Source organism: Bacillus sp. AM1(2019) (assembly GCF_009906915.1).
Lineage (GTDB): Bacteria > Bacillota > Bacilli > Bacillales > Bacillaceae > Bacillus > Bacillus velezensis.
Genome location: NZ_CP047644.1, coordinates 3,283,649 through 3,300,351, shown reverse-complemented (window position 1 = coordinate 3,300,351; position 16,703 = coordinate 3,283,649). Strand labels below are relative to the sequence as shown.

Annotated in this window: 11 protein-coding genes; 9 read left to right on the top strand and 2 right to left on the bottom strand. The window is 52.0% G+C overall.

The window, feature by feature from the left end:
* The first annotated feature begins 94 nt into the window (after positions 1-94).
* The gene (locus GNE05_RS16315) at positions 95-1,423 is read left to right on the top strand and encodes a Na+/H+ antiporter NhaC family protein (RefSeq protein ID WP_007613482.1); all 1,329 of its coding nucleotides are present in this window, start codon (positions 95-97) and stop codon (positions 1,421-1,423) included.
* A gap of 45 nt (positions 1,424-1,468) precedes the next feature.
* Here GNE05_RS16315 and GNE05_RS16310 read toward each other — a convergent pair whose 3' ends face one another.
* A complete protein-coding gene (locus GNE05_RS16310) occupies positions 1,469-2,062 on the bottom strand; it encodes a biotin transporter BioY (protein ID WP_160182990.1) in 594 nt (197 codons plus the stop codon).
* Positions 2,063-2,161: 99 nt separating this feature from the next.
* Between GNE05_RS16310 and GNE05_RS16305 the strand changes: the two genes are divergently transcribed.
* The 8 genes from GNE05_RS16305 to GNE05_RS16270 all read left to right on the top strand — a co-directional run bounded on the left by GNE05_RS16305 (position 2,162) and on the right by GNE05_RS16270 (position 15,910).
* Positions 2,162-2,758, top strand: a complete 597-nt coding sequence (locus GNE05_RS16305; RefSeq protein ID WP_012118333.1) for a sulfite oxidase-like oxidoreductase — start codon at positions 2,162-2,164, stop codon at positions 2,756-2,758.
* A gap of 176 nt (positions 2,759-2,934) precedes the next feature.
* A complete protein-coding gene (locus GNE05_RS16300; protein WP_095273342.1) occupies positions 2,935-3,804 on the top strand; it encodes an alpha/beta hydrolase in 870 nt (289 codons plus the stop codon).
* Positions 3,805-3,939: 135 nt separating this feature from the next.
* Positions 3,940-4,725, top strand: a complete 786-nt coding sequence (locus GNE05_RS16295) for a 2,3-dihydro-2,3-dihydroxybenzoate dehydrogenase (protein WP_014418780.1) — start codon at positions 3,940-3,942, stop codon at positions 4,723-4,725.
* A 23-nt stretch (positions 4,726-4,748) separates the two neighbouring features.
* The gene (gene dhbC, locus GNE05_RS16290) at positions 4,749-5,945 is read left to right on the top strand and encodes an isochorismate synthase DhbC (RefSeq protein ID WP_160182989.1); all 1,197 of its coding nucleotides are present in this window, start codon (positions 4,749-4,751) and stop codon (positions 5,943-5,945) included.
* An 18-nt stretch (positions 5,946-5,963) separates the two neighbouring features.
* Positions 5,964-7,589 (top strand): (2,3-dihydroxybenzoyl)adenylate synthase, encoded by a 1,626-nt coding sequence (locus GNE05_RS16285; RefSeq protein WP_160182988.1) that lies wholly within the window; start codon positions 5,964-5,966, stop codon positions 7,587-7,589.
* Positions 7,590-7,607: 18 nt separating this feature from the next.
* On the top strand, positions 7,608-8,534 hold the full coding sequence (locus tag GNE05_RS16280; RefSeq protein ID WP_017419433.1) for an isochorismatase: 927 nt from the start codon (positions 7,608-7,610) through the stop codon (positions 8,532-8,534).
* A 14-nt stretch (positions 8,535-8,548) separates the two neighbouring features.
* Entirely contained in the window at positions 8,549-15,676 is a 7,128-nt protein-coding gene (locus tag GNE05_RS16275) for an amino acid adenylation domain-containing protein (RefSeq protein WP_160182987.1), read from the top strand.
* Positions 15,677-15,694: 18 nt separating this feature from the next.
* Positions 15,695-15,910, top strand: a complete 216-nt coding sequence (locus GNE05_RS16270; RefSeq protein WP_127010589.1) for an MbtH family protein — start codon at positions 15,695-15,697, stop codon at positions 15,908-15,910.
* Positions 15,911-15,954: 44 nt separating this feature from the next.
* On the opposite strand, the gene GNE05_RS16265 is transcribed toward GNE05_RS16270, so the two are convergent.
* Positions 15,955-16,632 (bottom strand): YukJ family protein, encoded by a 678-nt coding sequence (locus tag GNE05_RS16265; protein WP_160182986.1) that lies wholly within the window; start codon positions 16,630-16,632, stop codon positions 15,955-15,957.
* Positions 16,633-16,703 lie beyond the last annotated feature (71 nt).

Here is a 16,703-nt window from a genome sequence, read left to right as displayed (position 1 = left end):
TCCAAAATCTTTAGTTGACTAAAGCGCAGAATATATGGTAACTTTAATTATCTACTACATTAGCAAACTAAAGGATTTTTGGAGGGACTCATCAATGAATGCTGTTGTTGTCGCAGTATTGCTCATGCTCGTCTTAAGCCTGCTGCGTGTCAATATTATTATAGCTTTAATGATCGGCGCGCTTGCCGGCGGGCTGACCGGCGGCTTAGGCCTCGGAGAGACGGTGAAGGCTTTTACGGACGGTCTCGGCGGAAATGCCACCGTCGCGGTCAGCTACGCGCTGCTCGGAGCATTTGCCGCGGCGCTGACAAAGACGGGGCTTCCCGATGCAATGGTGGAAGCGTCTGTCAAACTAATCGGAAAAAAGGAAGATTCGCGGAAAAAAGCACTGTCAAAAGTGTTAATCGTACTGATTATTTTAATCATATCCTGTTTCTCGCAAAACGTGGTGCCCGTTCACATTGCGTTTATTCCTGTATTGATTCCGCCGCTTTTAAAAATATTTAACGAACTTGAAATAGACCGCAGGCTGATCGCGTGTGTGATGACATTCGGACTGACTGCGCCGTATATCGTTCTGCCTGTCGGATTCGGACAGATTTTCCAGGGGATGCTGAGAGATAATATGGCGTCAGCCGGTTTAAAGGTGCCGCTCAGTGATATCCCGTATGCTTTAATCATCCCGACGGCCGGGATGGCGGTCGGTTTAATTTTAGCCGTCATCGTCTTCCGGAAACCGAAGAAATATGAGACGAAGGAGATTGCCGGACTATCGTCTTCTCCTTATACGAAAAAAAGCATTGCCATCGCCCTGATCTCCATTGCCGTGTCGCTTGCCGTTCAGCTCTATCTGTCACAGGTGCTCGGAGTGGAAGGTATGATCATGGGCGCGCTTGCCGGCTTGTTTACGCTGTTTATCAGCGGAGTCATGAAGCGCAATGAAGCGGATAAGCTGATCACGGACGGCATGATTCTGATGGCTTTTATCGGGTTTGTCATGCTTGTTGCAGCCGGTTTTTCAAATGTATTGAATAAAACGGGCGATGTGGCTTCCTTGGTCAAAGCATCAACAGGCTTTATCGGCCACAGCCAATCATTAGGCGCGCTCCTGATGCTGGTGGTCGGTTTATTAATCACGATGGGAATCGGATCATCATTTGCAACCGTACCCGTCATTACGACCATATTTGTCCCGCTGTGCGCTCAGCTCGGATTCAGCCCGATGGCGACGATCGCTGTAATCGGAGCGGCCGCCGCGGTCGGTGATGCGGGTTCTCCTGCAAGTGACAGTACGCTCGGGCCGACGTCAGGCCTCAGCGCCGACGGACAGCACCACCACATATGGGATACGTGCGTACCGACATTTATTTTCTATAACATTCCGCTTGTGATATTCGGCTGGATTGCCGCGCTTGTTCTGTAAAAAAAGGCTCCCGGTAAGGGGAGCCTTTTTGTATGCTGAGACATCTTACGCCGGATTTCTGCTGAACCCCGTCGCTTTATGAATAGACCTGTAAACGGCAGGCGCGATTGATGCCAATAACAGTGCTAAAACGATATCTTTTATGAAAAACCATATCATGTAAAACCAGGCCATTCCGTAGCTGATCGGAGCATGAAGCCATAATTTCAGCGCAATATACGTATAGGTCGTGCCAATGAGATATATGACGGCGGTACCGATCAAAGAGGCCCATGCATAATGCAGGCGGCCGGGTTTTTTTGTTTTTTCCAGCAGCCATCCGGCTGCAAATGCCGCCGGGATGTAAGCGAGAATAAATCCGCCGCTCTTTCCGATAAACGGCGCAAAGCCTGCTGAGAATTGGGCGAAAACAGGCGCCCCCGCGAGTCCGGCCAATGCGTATACCGTCATTGCAATGGCTGCCCGTCTGGCGCCGAGAAGCATCGCGGCTAACAGACAAAAGAAAGGCTGCAGCGATAACGGAATTCCCGCAACTTGCAAAAAAGGAGCCATTGATGTAATGTTGGCGCCGACGGCCATCAGTGCGGCAAACATGCCGATAAGCGCCATATCGCCCGCACGAAGGTTGCGTTGTTTCATTTGTTTTTCCCCCTTACACTTGTACCAGATTAGCGTAATCGAAGGGTGATTGATTGTCAACAAAGATTTAATGCAGGTTTACTAAATGGAGGGAGCCATATGTTTTTCGGGAAAACGAAACAAACAAAACAGTCGGAACGGATTCCGCCAAACCAAAATGTCACAACGAAGTTTCCCGTGCTTCACGCCGGAAATGTTCCTTATTATGAAGATATGTCAAAATGGAATCTGCAAGTGTACGGACTTGTTGACCGTCCTATGCTGTTAAGCTTTGAAGATATCAAAGCCTTTCCGGAAGCCGAAGTGAAAAATGATATTCATTGCGTCACGGGCTGGTCCCGTCTTGATAATATCTGGCAGGGAATACGCGCCAAAGACATCGCTGAGAAAGCGGGCGTGCACAAAGAAGCGGGATTCGTCATTCTGCACGCTGAAGAGGGCTGGACGGCCAACCTGCCGCTTTCTGATTTTACGCGGGAAACATCCCTGCTGGCATATGCGCATAACGGCGAGCCGTTAACGCCAGAGCACGGCTATCCGCTCAGAGGCGTTTTCCCCCATCTTTATTTTTGGAAAAGCGCCAAATGGCTGCGCGGCATTCAGTTCACAAAGGAAAACCACCCCGGCTTTTGGGAGAAAAACGGCTACCATATGAGGGGAGATCCATGGAAGAATGAGCGCTTTACATGGGATTAAGCCTCCTATCACTATATAGTTCTTAGGTACCTTATTGAAATAAGGTGCTTTTTTTATATCAAAAATCCATTGACTTTGTTTGGCAAAAAACCTATTATTTGAGGTGTCTTTTGATATTGAAAATCATTATCAATAAGCATAGATAAAGCAATTGCCGCAAAGGGGATGAACACATAATGGACGGAAAACAAATAAAGCGGGGTTTCGCGCCGGCCGGCCGATACGCGGTTCCGGGCACAGAAGTAAGAGAAATGCGCTCAAAAGGAGGCCGTACGTATCGTATCTTTGTCTCTTTTCCTCAAGAAGAACCGCCTGCATCCGGCTTCCCCGTCATATACCTGCTCGATGCGAATTCCGTATTCGGCACAATGGCCGAAGCTTTGCGGGTGCAAAGCCGACGGCCTGAAAAAACAGGCGTTGTTCCGGCGGTGATTGTCGGAATCGGCTACCCGACAGATCAGCCGTTTTCCGCCGAACGTCACAGTGATTTTACGATGCCGCTTTCTGAATCAGAACTGCCGGTGCATCCGCGCGGCGCGGCATGGCCCGAACAGGGAGGGGCGGAAGCATTTCTGGAGTTTATAGAAGAAGAAGTAAAGCCCGCGATGGAGCGGGATTATCCGATCGACAGAGGCAGGCAGACGATTTTCGGCCATTCGCTGGGCGGTCTTTTTGTGCTGCAAGTGCTTTTGACGAGGCCGGACATGTTTCAGACCTATGTTGCCGGGAGTCCGTCAATTCACTGGAACAAGCGTTTTATTCAGGAAAAAGCGGAACGTTTGTCAGACCGGCTCTCTGCGGAAAATCTTCAAGTCAGCGTATTGCTGGCTGCGGGAGAAATTGAAAAAACACATAAAAGCAGAATCCCGCAGCACGCAGAGGCGCTGTACTCTTTATTATCCGGGTTTGAAGATGATGGAGTCCGTGCTGAATACAGCGAGTTTGAAGGAGAGGGCCATATTTCTGTCCTGCCCGTTTTAATCAGCAGGGCCCTGCGTTTCTGCCTGAATCCGGGAGGGCCGCATACCCCGTATTCTCCTGCATGAGAAAAAACAGGCCCTTCGAACTAAATGCGGCTGATTCTAATTTTCTAATTGACTGCGTGTTTTGATTTGGATATGATTGTCTTGAATCATAATTGATAATGATAATCATTATCAATATAGAAAGGGAATGATAATATGGACGCATTGGGAATGAAAGGGAAAACGGCCGTTGTCACCGGCGCCGCTCAAGGCATCGGAGAAGCAACAGCGCTTGCCCTTGCTGAACAAGGCGTAAATGTGGCAGCTATAGATACAAATGAAGACCTGCTTCTCGGGCTTACTGACAGACTTCGGAAAAAAGGCGTGCAGGCGCAGGGGTTTGCCGCAGATGTATCTGACAGTGCGGCTGTCAATGATATCATCGCCGCCGTTGAACGCGACATGGGGCCTATTGAAATATTGGCGAACGTTGCGGGCGTGCTGCGGCCGGGTCCGGTGCAATCCCTCAGTGATGAAGATTGGGATCAAACATTTTCTGTTAATACGACCGGCGTTTTTCATGTATCGCGGGCTGTAAGCCGGTACATGATTGAGCGTCAAAAAGGCGCCATCGTTACGGTCGGTTCGAATGCAGCCGGCGTTCCGCGTGCTTCCATGGCGGCTTATGCGGCGTCAAAAGCGGCTGCCGTCATGTTTACGAAATGCCTCGGACTGGAGCTTGCGGCCCATCATATCCGCTGCAACATCGTATCTCCGGGTTCAACGGAAACCGACATGCAGCGGGCGCTGTGGCAGGACGAGAACGGAGCCCGGGACGTCATCAGAGGTTCGCTTGATACATATAAAACGGGAATTCCGCTTCAAAAGCTGGCAAAGCCTTCTGATATTGCAAATGCCGTTTTGTTTCTGGCTTCTGAACAGGCAAACCATATTACGATGCATGATTTATGCGTTGATGGCGGCGCTACTTTAGGCGTTTGATTTAACGAGAAGGAGGGACAAACATGACAAATCAACATTTATTGGCGGAAGTGTCAGCAAAAGAGGTGCTGGACGCTTACAAGCCCGGGGCGTTCTTTTTAGCTTCCCCGAAAAGTACGATGCTTGCGGAAGGAATGTTTGCGGAAGTGCCTGATACAGACGCGGAAAATCAGCTGGATTCACTGCCTGAACGCGTGAGACAGACGCTTCTTGAGGCAAAGCAAGCCGGCATCAAACATCCGATTGCGGCCGGCGCCATTCCTTTTGACAGCAGAAAAGCTTCCCGGCTTTTTGTACCGAAGAATGTCCATACGGCAGGCCCGCTTTCGTTTGCGGAATCTTCCGCAGAAAAGCCGCAATCCAATACATATGACATCTGTCCCGTTCCGGAGCCTGAGGGCTTTATGAGCGGTGTGGAACAAGGCGTATTCAACATTACGGACGGTCCGCTCAGCAAAATCGTGCTGTCAAGGACGCTTCATCTGACCGCTGAAAAGGATATCGACATTCCTCAGGCCGTCAAGCATTTGGCGCAGCACAACCCGCGCGGCTATACATTCGCTGCGGATGTGACGGGAACGTCAGAAACAAGAAAAACGCTTTTCGGCGCAAGTCCTGAACTGCTGCTGTCCAAAAACGGAACATCGATTCTGTCCAATCCGCTGGCAGGTTCCAGACCTCGCAGCACAGATCCCGCCGAGGATCAGAGAAGAGCGGAAGAACTGCTGCAATCAGCAAAAGATCTGCATGAACATGCCGTAGTCGTGGCCGCCGTGGCCGCCGCCCTTAAACCGTTCTGCCGTGTGCTTGATGTGCCGGAAAAACCGTCACTCATTAAAACTGAGGCGATGTGGCACCTGTCCACCGAGGTAAAGGGAGAGCTGCGTGATCCGTCAACGACATCACTTGAGCTGGCCATCGCCCTGCATCCGACACCCGCGGTATGCGGAACGCCGACGGATGCGGCGAGAGAAGCAATTCAGGATATTGAGCCGTTTGACCGCAATTTCTACTCGGGAATGGCGGGCTGGTGTGATGCTGAGGGTGACGGAGAATGGATTATCGCACTCCGCTGCGCCGAAGCGGAAACAAGGTCTCTCCGGCTCTTTGCGGGTGCCGGGATTGTCGCCGGATCAAAGCCGCAGGATGAACTGGACGAGACCTCGGCCAAATTCCGCACCATGCTCCGGGCGATGGGGCTTTACCAAGATGAGTTGTAAAAAAGGAGGGAACGGATCGTGCTGACTGGATTTACGCCATGGCCGGAAGAATGGGCTGACAAATACCGAAAAGACGGCTGCTGGAAGGGTGAGACGTTCGGAGGAATGCTGAAAGAGCGCGCGGCTTTATACGGAAATCAAACTGCCGTGACGTGTAAAGATGTACATTGGAGCTACAAAGAATTAGATGAAAGGGCCGATCGTTTAGCGGCGGGACTGCATAAGCTCGGAATTCAAAAGGAAGACCGCGTTGTCGTTCAGCTGCCGAATATCGCTGAGTTTTTTGAAGTGATTTTCGCGCTGTTCCGGCTCGGAGCACTGCCCGTTTTCGCACTGCCTTCTCATAGAAGCAGTGAGATTACGTATTTCTGCGAGTTTGCAGAGGTGAAAGCATACATCATTCCTGATATGCATTCAGGTTTTGATTACAGAGCGCTTGCCAGACAGGTGAAAGACAAACTTCCGGATTTGGCGCATGTCATTGTGGCCGGCGCAGCTGAAGAGTTTCAAGAACTGAGCAGCCTGCATAGAGAGCCTGTTCAGCTGGAAGATATAAGCCCGGCGGAAGTCGCCTTTTTACAGCTTTCAGGAGGCAGTACGGGGCTGTCCAAGCTGATTCCGCGAACACACGACGATTACATATACAGTTTGCGCATCAGCGCGGAAATATGCGGCTTGGATCATCACAGCGTTTATTTGGCCGCTCTGCCGACAGCGCATAATTATCCGCTCAGCTCGCCGGGTGTGCTGGGAACTTTATATGCCGGAGGCCGGGTTGTTCTGTCACCGACGCCGAGTCCGGATGACTGCTTCCCGTTAATTGAAAAAGAACGTGTCACAATTACAGCGCTCGTCCCGCCGCTTGCGATGGTGTGGATGGACGCATCCGGTTCGCGAAGTGATGATTTATCAAGCCTTCAAGTGCTGCAGGTGGGAGGCGCCAAATTCAGCGCTGAGGCGGCCCGCCGCGTGAAGAGCGCTTTCGGATGCACCCTTCAGCAGGTTTTCGGAATGGCGGAAGGATTGGTGAATTATACGAGACTGGATGATCCTGAAGAGATCATAGTCAATACGCAAGGCAGACCGATGTCACCTTTTGATGAGGTCAGGGTTTTAGACGATGACGGGCGGGATGTCGCCCCTGGTGAAGCAGGACATTTGTTTACACGCGGCCCTTACACGATTCGCGGATATTATAAAGCGCCAGAACATAATGAAAGATCATTCACAGCCGACGGATTTTATCAGACCGGCGATATCGTCAAACTGACGGCGGACGGCTATATCATCGTCGAAGGACGTGCGAAAGATCAAATCAATCGGGGCGGTGAAAAAATAGCCGCTGAGGAGGTGGAAAATCACCTTCTTGCGCATCCTGCCGTTCATGATGCGGCCATGGTTTCAATGCCGGATGATTTTCTCGGGGAGAGATCCTGTGTGTTCGTCATCCCGAAAGGAGAAGCGCCGAAACCGGGAGAGCTGAAAGCATTTTTACGTGAGCGCGGATTGGCGGCATATAAAATCCCCGACCGGATTGAATTTATCGCTTCTTTCCCGAAAACCGGCGTCGGCAAGGTCAGTAAAAAGGATCTTCGCGAAACGATCGCCCAAAAAGTAAAGCCGGCTGAAATCAAACAATCTTAAAAAAAGGAAGTGTTTACATTGGCTATACCGTCTATTCCCGCATATGCGCTGCCGACAGCGTCAGATATGCCTGAAAATAAAGTATCGTGGACGCTGAATCCGAAACGCGCGGTGCTTCTGATCCATGACATGCAGAATTATTTCGTCGATGCTTTTGCGAAAGGTGAGGCTCCGATCACGGAGGCGGCTCAGAATATCAAAAAAATAAAAGAGCAATGCAAAGCACTCGGCATTCCGGTGGTGTATACCGCGCAGCCGGGCAGCCAAGACCCGGCGGACCGCGCGCTGCTGACGGATTTTTGGGGGCCGGGGCTAAAAAGCGGGCCTTATGAAGAAAAGGTCATTCCGGAGCTTGCCCCGGATGATCAGGACATTGTCCTCACAAAGTGGAGATACAGCGCGTTTAAACGGACGAATCTCCTTGACATCATGCGTGAAAGCGGCAGAGACCAGCTCATGATTACGGGAATTTATGCACACATCGGCTGTCTCGTCACAGCCTGTGAAGCATTTATGGATGATATCCAAAGCTTCTTTATCGGAGACGCCGTTGCTGATTTTTCTTCAGAAAAACATAAGATGGCCATCGAATATGCGTCTCAGCGCTGCGCTTACACGGCTTTGACAAACGAAGTACTGGAGCTGCTGGGCGGCGCGCCGGTTTCTGAAGGAGCAGAGAAGACTTCCGCCGTATTGACAAAAGACCGGGTGCGGGAACAAATTGCGGCGATTCTTCAAGAATCACCGTCTGATATTCCGGATCATGAAGACCTGCTGGACAGAGGTCTTGACTCCGTCAGAATCATGAGCCTTGTCGAACAATGGCGCCGTGACGGAGCTGAAGTGACGTTTGTGGAACTGGCGGAGAACCCGACGCTGGAAGAGTGGTGGAGACTTCTTTCTTCCCGATCTCAAAAAGTCTTGCCGAACGCAGATTATTTATAAAGGGAGAGAATAGAATGCATGATACACAACAGCTGCCTCTGACAGGCGCACAGGCCGGTATCTGGTTTGCGCAGCAGCTTGATCCTGATAATCCGATTTACAATACAGGCGAGTACGTTGAGATAAACGGCGCGATCGATGTGAACATATTTAAAACCGCTCTCGAACGCGTGCTGACGGAAGCCGCGTCATTACACGCCCGCTTCGAAGAGGGAGCAGACGGGCCGAAGCAGATCATCAATCCTCCATTTGAGGCTGCGATCGATGTCATAGATGTGAGTTCAGAAGCTGATCCGAAAGAGGCCGCACTCAGACTCATGCAGACAGATTTGGCTGAGCCCGTTGATATGGCGGCCGGGCCTTTGTTCCGCGACATTTTATTTCAGGCGGGACCGGAACGCTTTTTCTGGTATCAGCGCATTCACCACATTGCGATAGACGGCTACGGTTTTTCACTGCTGGCACGGCGTACGGCGCAAGTGTACACCGCAATACGGGAGGGACGTCCGGATAACGGGCGCTCCTTCGGCTCTTTGGAGGAGCTGGTAAAAGAAGAACAAGAATACCGCGCGTCTGATCAATTCCTGAAAGATCGGGAATTTTGGATGGAGAAATTTGCGGATGAACCTGATGTCGTCAGTTTGGCGGAAAGAGCGCCGAGAACGTCAACAAGCTTTTACAGGAGCACGGCTTATCTTTCTGAAACGGTTTTACAGCATGTAAAAGCGATTCCGAACTGGCATGAAGCCGTCACGGCCGCAGCGGCGGTATATGTCCATCGGATGACAAACGCGGGGGATATCGTGATCGGCTTACCGATGATGGGGCGGATCGGCTCGATTTCACTGAATATTCCGAGTATGGTCATGAATCTTCTGCCTTTACGGCTTTCTCTTCGCCCGGATATGAATTTTCATGAGGCCGTCACCCAAGTGGCAAAAGAAATCCGAAACATCCGGCGCCATCAGAAATACCGCCATGAAGATATGCGCCGCGACCTTAAATTGCTCGGAGAAAATCGCAGGCTGTTCGGCCCGCAAGTCAATGTGATGCCGTTTGACTACGCGCTTGATTTCGCCGGAGCGCCGGGCACCGTTCATAATTTATCAGCAGGGCCCGTTGATGATTTGTCAATTAACGTTTACGACAGAGCGGACGGAAGCGGAATGCGTGTGGACTTTGATGCGAATCCGGAAGTGTACAGCGCCGAAGATATTGAAAACCATCAAAAACGATTCCTGCTTCTGTTGGAATCCGCTGTGAAAGACCAGACACAAAAAATCGGCACACTCAACCTTCTGCTTGAAAGTGAACGTCTCCGCGTACTGGAAAGCTGGAATGACACGCGCAAGGCCGAGAAGCAGAAAAGTCTGCCGGAGCTGTTTTACGAACAGGCCGTAAAAACACCGGACCGGCCGGCAATCATCACCGAAAACGAAGAGCTCAGCTATGCCGAATTGAACAAGCGCGCGAACCAGCTTGCCGGCATGCTAAAGGAAAAGGGGCTCGGACCGGAACAATTTGCCGCTTTGCTGCTTCCGCGGTCACAGGAGTTGGCCGTGAGCATGCTGGCCGTTTTGAAAACGGGAGCCGCATACCTGCCGCTTGATCCTGATTTTCCTTCTGAGCGGATCACATACATGCTCAAAGATGCACAGCCTGCATGCCTGATTACAACGATGGAATTATCCGGCCGCATGCCGGAAGACAGTGATGCAAAAAGGATCATTCTCGATGACCCGGATACGGTAAAAACCGTTGCCGCTCAAAATGCTGACTGTCCCGCTCAGGCGGAATGTTCGCCTTTGCACCCCGCTTATATCATTTATACATCGGGCTCAACGGGCAAACCGAAAGGCGTAGTCGTCACATTAAAAAGCGTAAGCAATTTCCTCTTATCCATGCGGGAAATGTTCCCGCTCGGCGAACAAGACCGCCTGCTTGCCGTTACGACTGCGGCGTTTGATATTTCCGGACTTGAGCTCTTCCTTCCGCTCATCAGCGGGGCGGGGTGCGTCATCGCACGTAAAGAGACGATTCAGGAACCGCGGGCGCTTGCGCACATGATTCACTCATACGGTATTTCAATCATGCAGGCAACGCCGACATTGTGGCATTCATTAGTCACCAATGAACCGGATTCTCTCCGGGCGCTGCGGGTGCTTGTCGGAGGTGAGGCGCTTCCGAACGCGCTTATGCATGCTCTGCTTGAATCAGGCTGTACGGTGACGAATCTGTACGGGCCGACTGAAACAACAATCTGGTCGGCCGCACAGCCGCTTGCAAAAGACCATACGGGGGCGCCTCCGATCGGAACGCCGATTTGGAACACGCGGGTATACGTGCTGGACGCCGCATTGCAGCCCGTCCCGCCGGGAGTCGCGGGCGAGCTTTATATCGCGGGTGAGGGGCTTGCCAGAGGTTATTATAACCGTCCTGATTTAACAGCTGAAAGATTCATTGCCGATCCGTACGGGCCCGCGGGCGCGAGGATGTACCGGACGGGAGATCTCGTGCGCTGGCGTGAGGACGGCTCGCTTGATTATATCAGCAGAGCCGATCACCAAATTAAAATCCGCGGGTTCCGGATAGAATTAGGAGAAATTGAGTCAGTGCTGTCGAAATACCCGGGTATTTCGCAGGCCGCCGTCATTGTCCGTGAAGACCAGCCGGGAGATAAGCGGCTGGCGGCTTACGCTGTCGCGGATCAGCCCCTTGAGGTCGGCGGACTTCGTGCATATATGGGCGAAAGCCTGCCGGATTATATGGTGCCGGGCGCGTTTGTACAGCTGAAAGAATTGCCGCTGACGCCGAATAAGAAGCTCGATCGCAGCGCTCTGCCTGCACCTGATTTTTCCGCTGTCCTGTCTGACAGAGGGCCGCGGACGCCGCAGGAAGAAATATTATGCGATCTGTTTGCCGAGGTTCTCGGTCTCGCGCGGGTCGGAATTGATGACGGGTTCTTTGAATTGGGCGGACATTCGCTCTTAGCCGGACGCCTGATGAGCCGGGTCCGGGAGACGATGGGCGCAGAGCTTGGCATCGGCCGTCTGTTTGATACGCCGACCGTTGCCGGGCTCGCCGCACAGCTTGACACCGCAAAGAGTGCGCGGCCTAAGCTCAAGCCGTTTGACCGGCCGGAGCACATCCCGCTGTCATTTGCGCAGCTGCGTCTTTGGTTTCTCTACTGTCTTGAAGGGCCAAGCCCGACTTACAACATTCCGGTGATTGTCCGCATGTCAGGCAAGCTTGACCAATCAGCGCTGAAACACGCCTTTTACGATGTTGTCAGCCGTCATGAAAGCCTGCGCACCGTTTTTCCGGAAAATAAGGGATCATCTCATCAGCTCATTTTATCTGCTGAAGAAGCCCGCCCTGTGTTTACCGTGACACGTGCGGACAAAAACGAGCTCCAAGACATGCTTGCCGCTGCGGCACGATATCGGTTTGATCTCGCTAAAGAGCCGGCCGTCCGGGCTGAGCTGTTTGATCTTGGTGACGGCGAGTATACGCTGATGATTCTCCTGCATCACATCGCAGGTGACGGCTGGTCCTTGAATCCGCTCATGCGTGACTTATCCATAGCCTATATCGCCCGGCAAACAGGTGAAAAAGCAGAATGGGCGCCGCTGGCAGTTCAATATGCGGATTATGCGCTTTGGCAGCAGCAGCTTTTAGGCAGCGCGTCTGATTCTGAGAGCTTAATTGCGCGCCAGCTGGATTTCTGGAAGAAAACGCTTGAAAATGTACCGGATCAGCTGGAGCTGCCGTCTGATTTTCCGCGTCCTGCTGAATCAAGCTACAGGGGCGGCGTCATTCCGGTCAACATTGGCCAAGAGCTTCATGCCAGTCTTCTCTCACTTGCCAGAAATCAGCGCGTAAGCCTGTTTATGGTGCTTCAATCAGGGCTTTCCGCGCTACTGACCCGGCTCGGTGCAGGGACCGATATTCCGATCGGCAGTCCGATAGCCGGCCGCAGTGATGACGCATTGGGAGACCTTGTGGGTATGTTCATTAATACACTCGTACTGAGAACCGATACCTCTGGCGATCCGAGCTTTTGTGAGCTCCTTGAAAGGGTCAGGGAAATGAATCTCGCAGCATATGAACATCAGGACGTGCCGTTTGAACGTCTCGTGGAAGAATTGAATCCGGTTCGTTCCCGGTCAAGACATCCGCTGTTCCAAGTGATGCTCGCATTCCAAAATACGCCTGACCCTGTACTCAGTCTTCCTGATATGGAAACAAGCCTGCAAATCAGCAGTGTCGGATCGTCCAAATTTGATTTGACGCTGGAATTGGCTGAACAGCGCCATGACGACGGCACGCCTGCCGGTATTGAAGGCCTGCTGGAGTTCAGTACGGACTTATTCAGAAAAGAAACGGCCGAAGCACTTGCCGGACGCCTGCTTCTTCTGCTCGAAGATGCTGCATCACATCCGGAAAAACCGATCGGAAGCTTAACCATTCTTTCTGATGAAGAGCGCCGGAAGCTTTTGCCGGTTAATCGGGCAAAACAGCATATTCAGCCTCGGCAGACACTGCCTGAATTGTTTGAAATACAGGCCGCCGCAAAATCGGATGAAACGGCGGCAGTATTTGAAGAGAGCGGACTCACTTATAAAGAGCTGAATGAAAGAGCCAATCAGCTCGCGCACATGATGATTGCCCGCGGCGTCGGCCCGGAGCAGTTTGTCGCAGTGGCGCTGCCGCGTTCTTTAGATATGATTGTCGGGCTGTTAGCCGTCCTGAAGACGGGGGCAGCGTATTTGCCGCTTGATCCTGATTATCCTGCGGACCGCATTGCTTTTATGTTACATGATGCCAAGCCTGTATTTATGCTCACCAATCGTGAAGGCGCAAGTAAGCTCTCTATCGAAAGCGGCATGCCGGCCTTCATCTTGGATGATCCGCAGAACAAGGAAACACTTCGGCAATATGCCGTCACGAACCCTGAGAATGCCGACCGTATTCGTCCGCTGTCACCGCTTCACCCGGCCTATGTCATTTACACGTCGGGATCAACAGGTGTGCCGAAAGGTGTCATCATTCCGCACAGCAATGTTATCAGGCTGTTTGAGTCGACGCGGCATTGGTATCACTTTCATTCTGATGATGTATGGACGATGTTTCACTCCTACGCTTTCGATTTCTCTGTCTGGGAAATGTGGGGGCCGCTGCTTCACGGCGGACGTCTCGTCGTCGTGCCGCATGACATCAGCAGATCGCCGGAAGCGTTTTTACATCTCCTCGTGAAAGAGCGGGTGACCGTACTTAACCAAACGCCGTCAGCGTTTTACCAGCTGATGCATGCGGAAAAAGAACACAAAGAGCTGGGGCGTCAGCTCGCACTCAGATATATCATCTTCGGCGGCGAGGCGCTTGAGCTGAGCCGGCTTGAGGATTGGTACAGCCGCCACGCGGACAATCAGCCGGTGCTCGTGAATATGTACGGCATTACGGAAACGACGGTGCACGTCAGTTACCTTGAATTAGACAAAAACATTGCCGAACTGAAGGCAAACAGCCTCATCGGCTGCGGCATTCCTGATCTGAATGTATATGTGCTTGATGACCGGCTGGAGCCTGTGCCTCCGGGCATCACGGGCGAAATGTATGTGGCCGGAGGAGGCGTGGCACGCGGTTACTTAGGGCGGCAAAGCCTGACCGCCGAACGCTTTGTAGCTGATCCGTACGGCCCGCCGGGAACGAGAATGTACCGGACAGGGGATTTAGCCCGCCTGCGGAAGGACGGTTCTCTTGATTATATGGGCAGAGCGGACCACCAGATTAAAATTCGCGGCTTCCGGATTGAATTGGGAGAAATCGAAGCGGTTCTCGTCAAACATCCGGATGTCGAGGATGCTGCCGTAGTTGTCCGTGAAGACCGGCCGGGAGATAAACGGCTGGCCGCCTACCTTGTCCGATCTGCCGGCAGCACCTTGGACACGGGGGACATGCGCCGGTTTACCGAAGAAAGCCTGCCGGATTACATGGTTCCGTCAGCTTTTGTCCAAATGAATGAACTGCCGCTGACACCGAATGGAAAGCTTGACCGAAAAGCGCTCCCTGCGCCTGACTTCCAAACGGAGGTCACCGGCCGGGGACCGAGAACGCCGCAGGAAGAAATGCTGTGTGAGCTGTTCGCAGAGGTGCTTCACCTGCCGCGTGTCGGTATTGATGACAGATTCTTTGATTTAGGCGGCCATTCTTTGCTTGCGGTTCATTTAATGAGCCGTATTCGGGAAGCGATGGGAGCCGAGCTGAGTATCGGAACATTATTTGAAGCTCCTACGGTGGCAAGCCTTGCTGAAAGACTTGAATCAGGAACGGGCACAAGCGCGCTTGATGTTCTTCTTCCGCTCAGAACGGCAGGAGAAGAAACACCGTTGTTCTGTGTCCATCCGGCCGGCGGTCTCAGCTGGTGTTATGCCGGGCTGATGTCTTCTTTAGAGGCTGATTATCCGATATACGGCTTACAGGCGAGAGGCATCGGAAAAAAAGAACCGCTTCCGCAAAGCTTAGATGACATGGCGGCGGATTATATTGAAAAAATCCGCACCGTGCAGCCGAAAGGGCCGTACCGTCTGCTCGGCTGGTCTCTCGGAGGGAATGTCATTCAGGCCATGGCGACACAATTACAGAGCCGGGGTGAAGAGGTTTCGCTTTTGGTGATGCTTGACGCGTATCCGAATCATTTTCTGCCGATAAAAAATGCGCCTGATGACGAGGAAGCCGTTATTGCGCTGCTTGCCCTGGGAGGATACGACCCGGACAGCCTCGGGGATCAGCCGCTTGATTTTGACACCGCGCTGACCATTCTCCGCCGTGAGGGAAGCGCATTAGCCAGCCTGGACGAGTCAGTGATGATGAATCTGAAAGACACGTACGTTAATTCTGTCGGGCTGTTAGGAACATACAAGCCGAAGCCGTTCCACGGAGATGTGCTGTTCTTCAGATCCACGATTATTCCGGAGTGGTTTGACCCGATTGAGCCGGATACTTGGAAACCGTATATTACGGGGAAAATCGAGCGGTATGACTTAGACTGCCGCCATAAAGATATGTGCCAGCCGGGCCCGCTTGCCGACATCGGCGCGATTCTGGCAGAGAAATTAATCGGACGGCGTACAGTCCGGTAAAGAAAGGAAAGAGATGATATGACAAATCCATTTGAACGGGAAGACGGCTCATACCATGTGCTCGTCAATGCTGAAGGCCAGTACTCACTGTGGCCGGCCTATCTGGATGTGCCGGACGGCTGGGAAACCCGCCTGACGAATGAAACCCGCCCCGTTTGTCTCGAATATATTGAAACAAACTGGCGTGATATGAGGCCGGAAAGCCTGAAACAGGCCGAAGCCCCTAAAATGTAATAAGAAAAGCCTGCCGTTATTTCGGCAGGCTTTTTATGCGGACATCAGCCGTTAAGCTGTGTATGATCACAAAATGTATAAGGGTGGCCTTCTTCATTCGTGCACCATGACTGAGACAGAAAAGCCAAAAAGACCGCGGCCCACTGGTCTGCAAACTGGATTAAAATACCGCCGTCGTGCCACGTTCCGTTATCCTTCTTCCAGCGTGTATCAATTGGGTTTCCCTGATTCATATGAATATTATGCATGCCGTTTGTCGGCTTGAACCCGAAAATCTTATCAGCGCCCGGCTCCGGCCCGAATTTAGAGCCGTAAATATAGACGGTGGCTTTTTCTGATTTGGCTTTTTGCATGTGCGTCTCAATAAAGTCATTTAAGTCATTATCCGGACCGGTGACTTCATGCGGGAGGGGCACCATGTTCCGGGGATCAAACAATCCGCCGCGGACATAATCCAGCGCCAGCTCACGGCTGGTTTCATCAATTGGGGTATATCCATACGGAATTTTGGGCAGCAGGGTGATCGCGCTTGCGTCAAAATGATCGCGTGCCGCATACAGAACCTCTGATTCTTTTGAACTTGACATGACATTGATCGCACAGCGATAGCGCGTATCAGGCTCGCCTAGCACCTCGACTTGAAAATGCGGAGAATCATCATCTGTTTCCCTTTTCATATCTGACACAGTGCCTTTTAATACACCATAGTGCTGAACAGCCATATGAATCCTCCTTTTTCTTCCGGGATATGAATTGATATTCGAGACAGGGGGCCGTTTTTCCTTTTATGAGA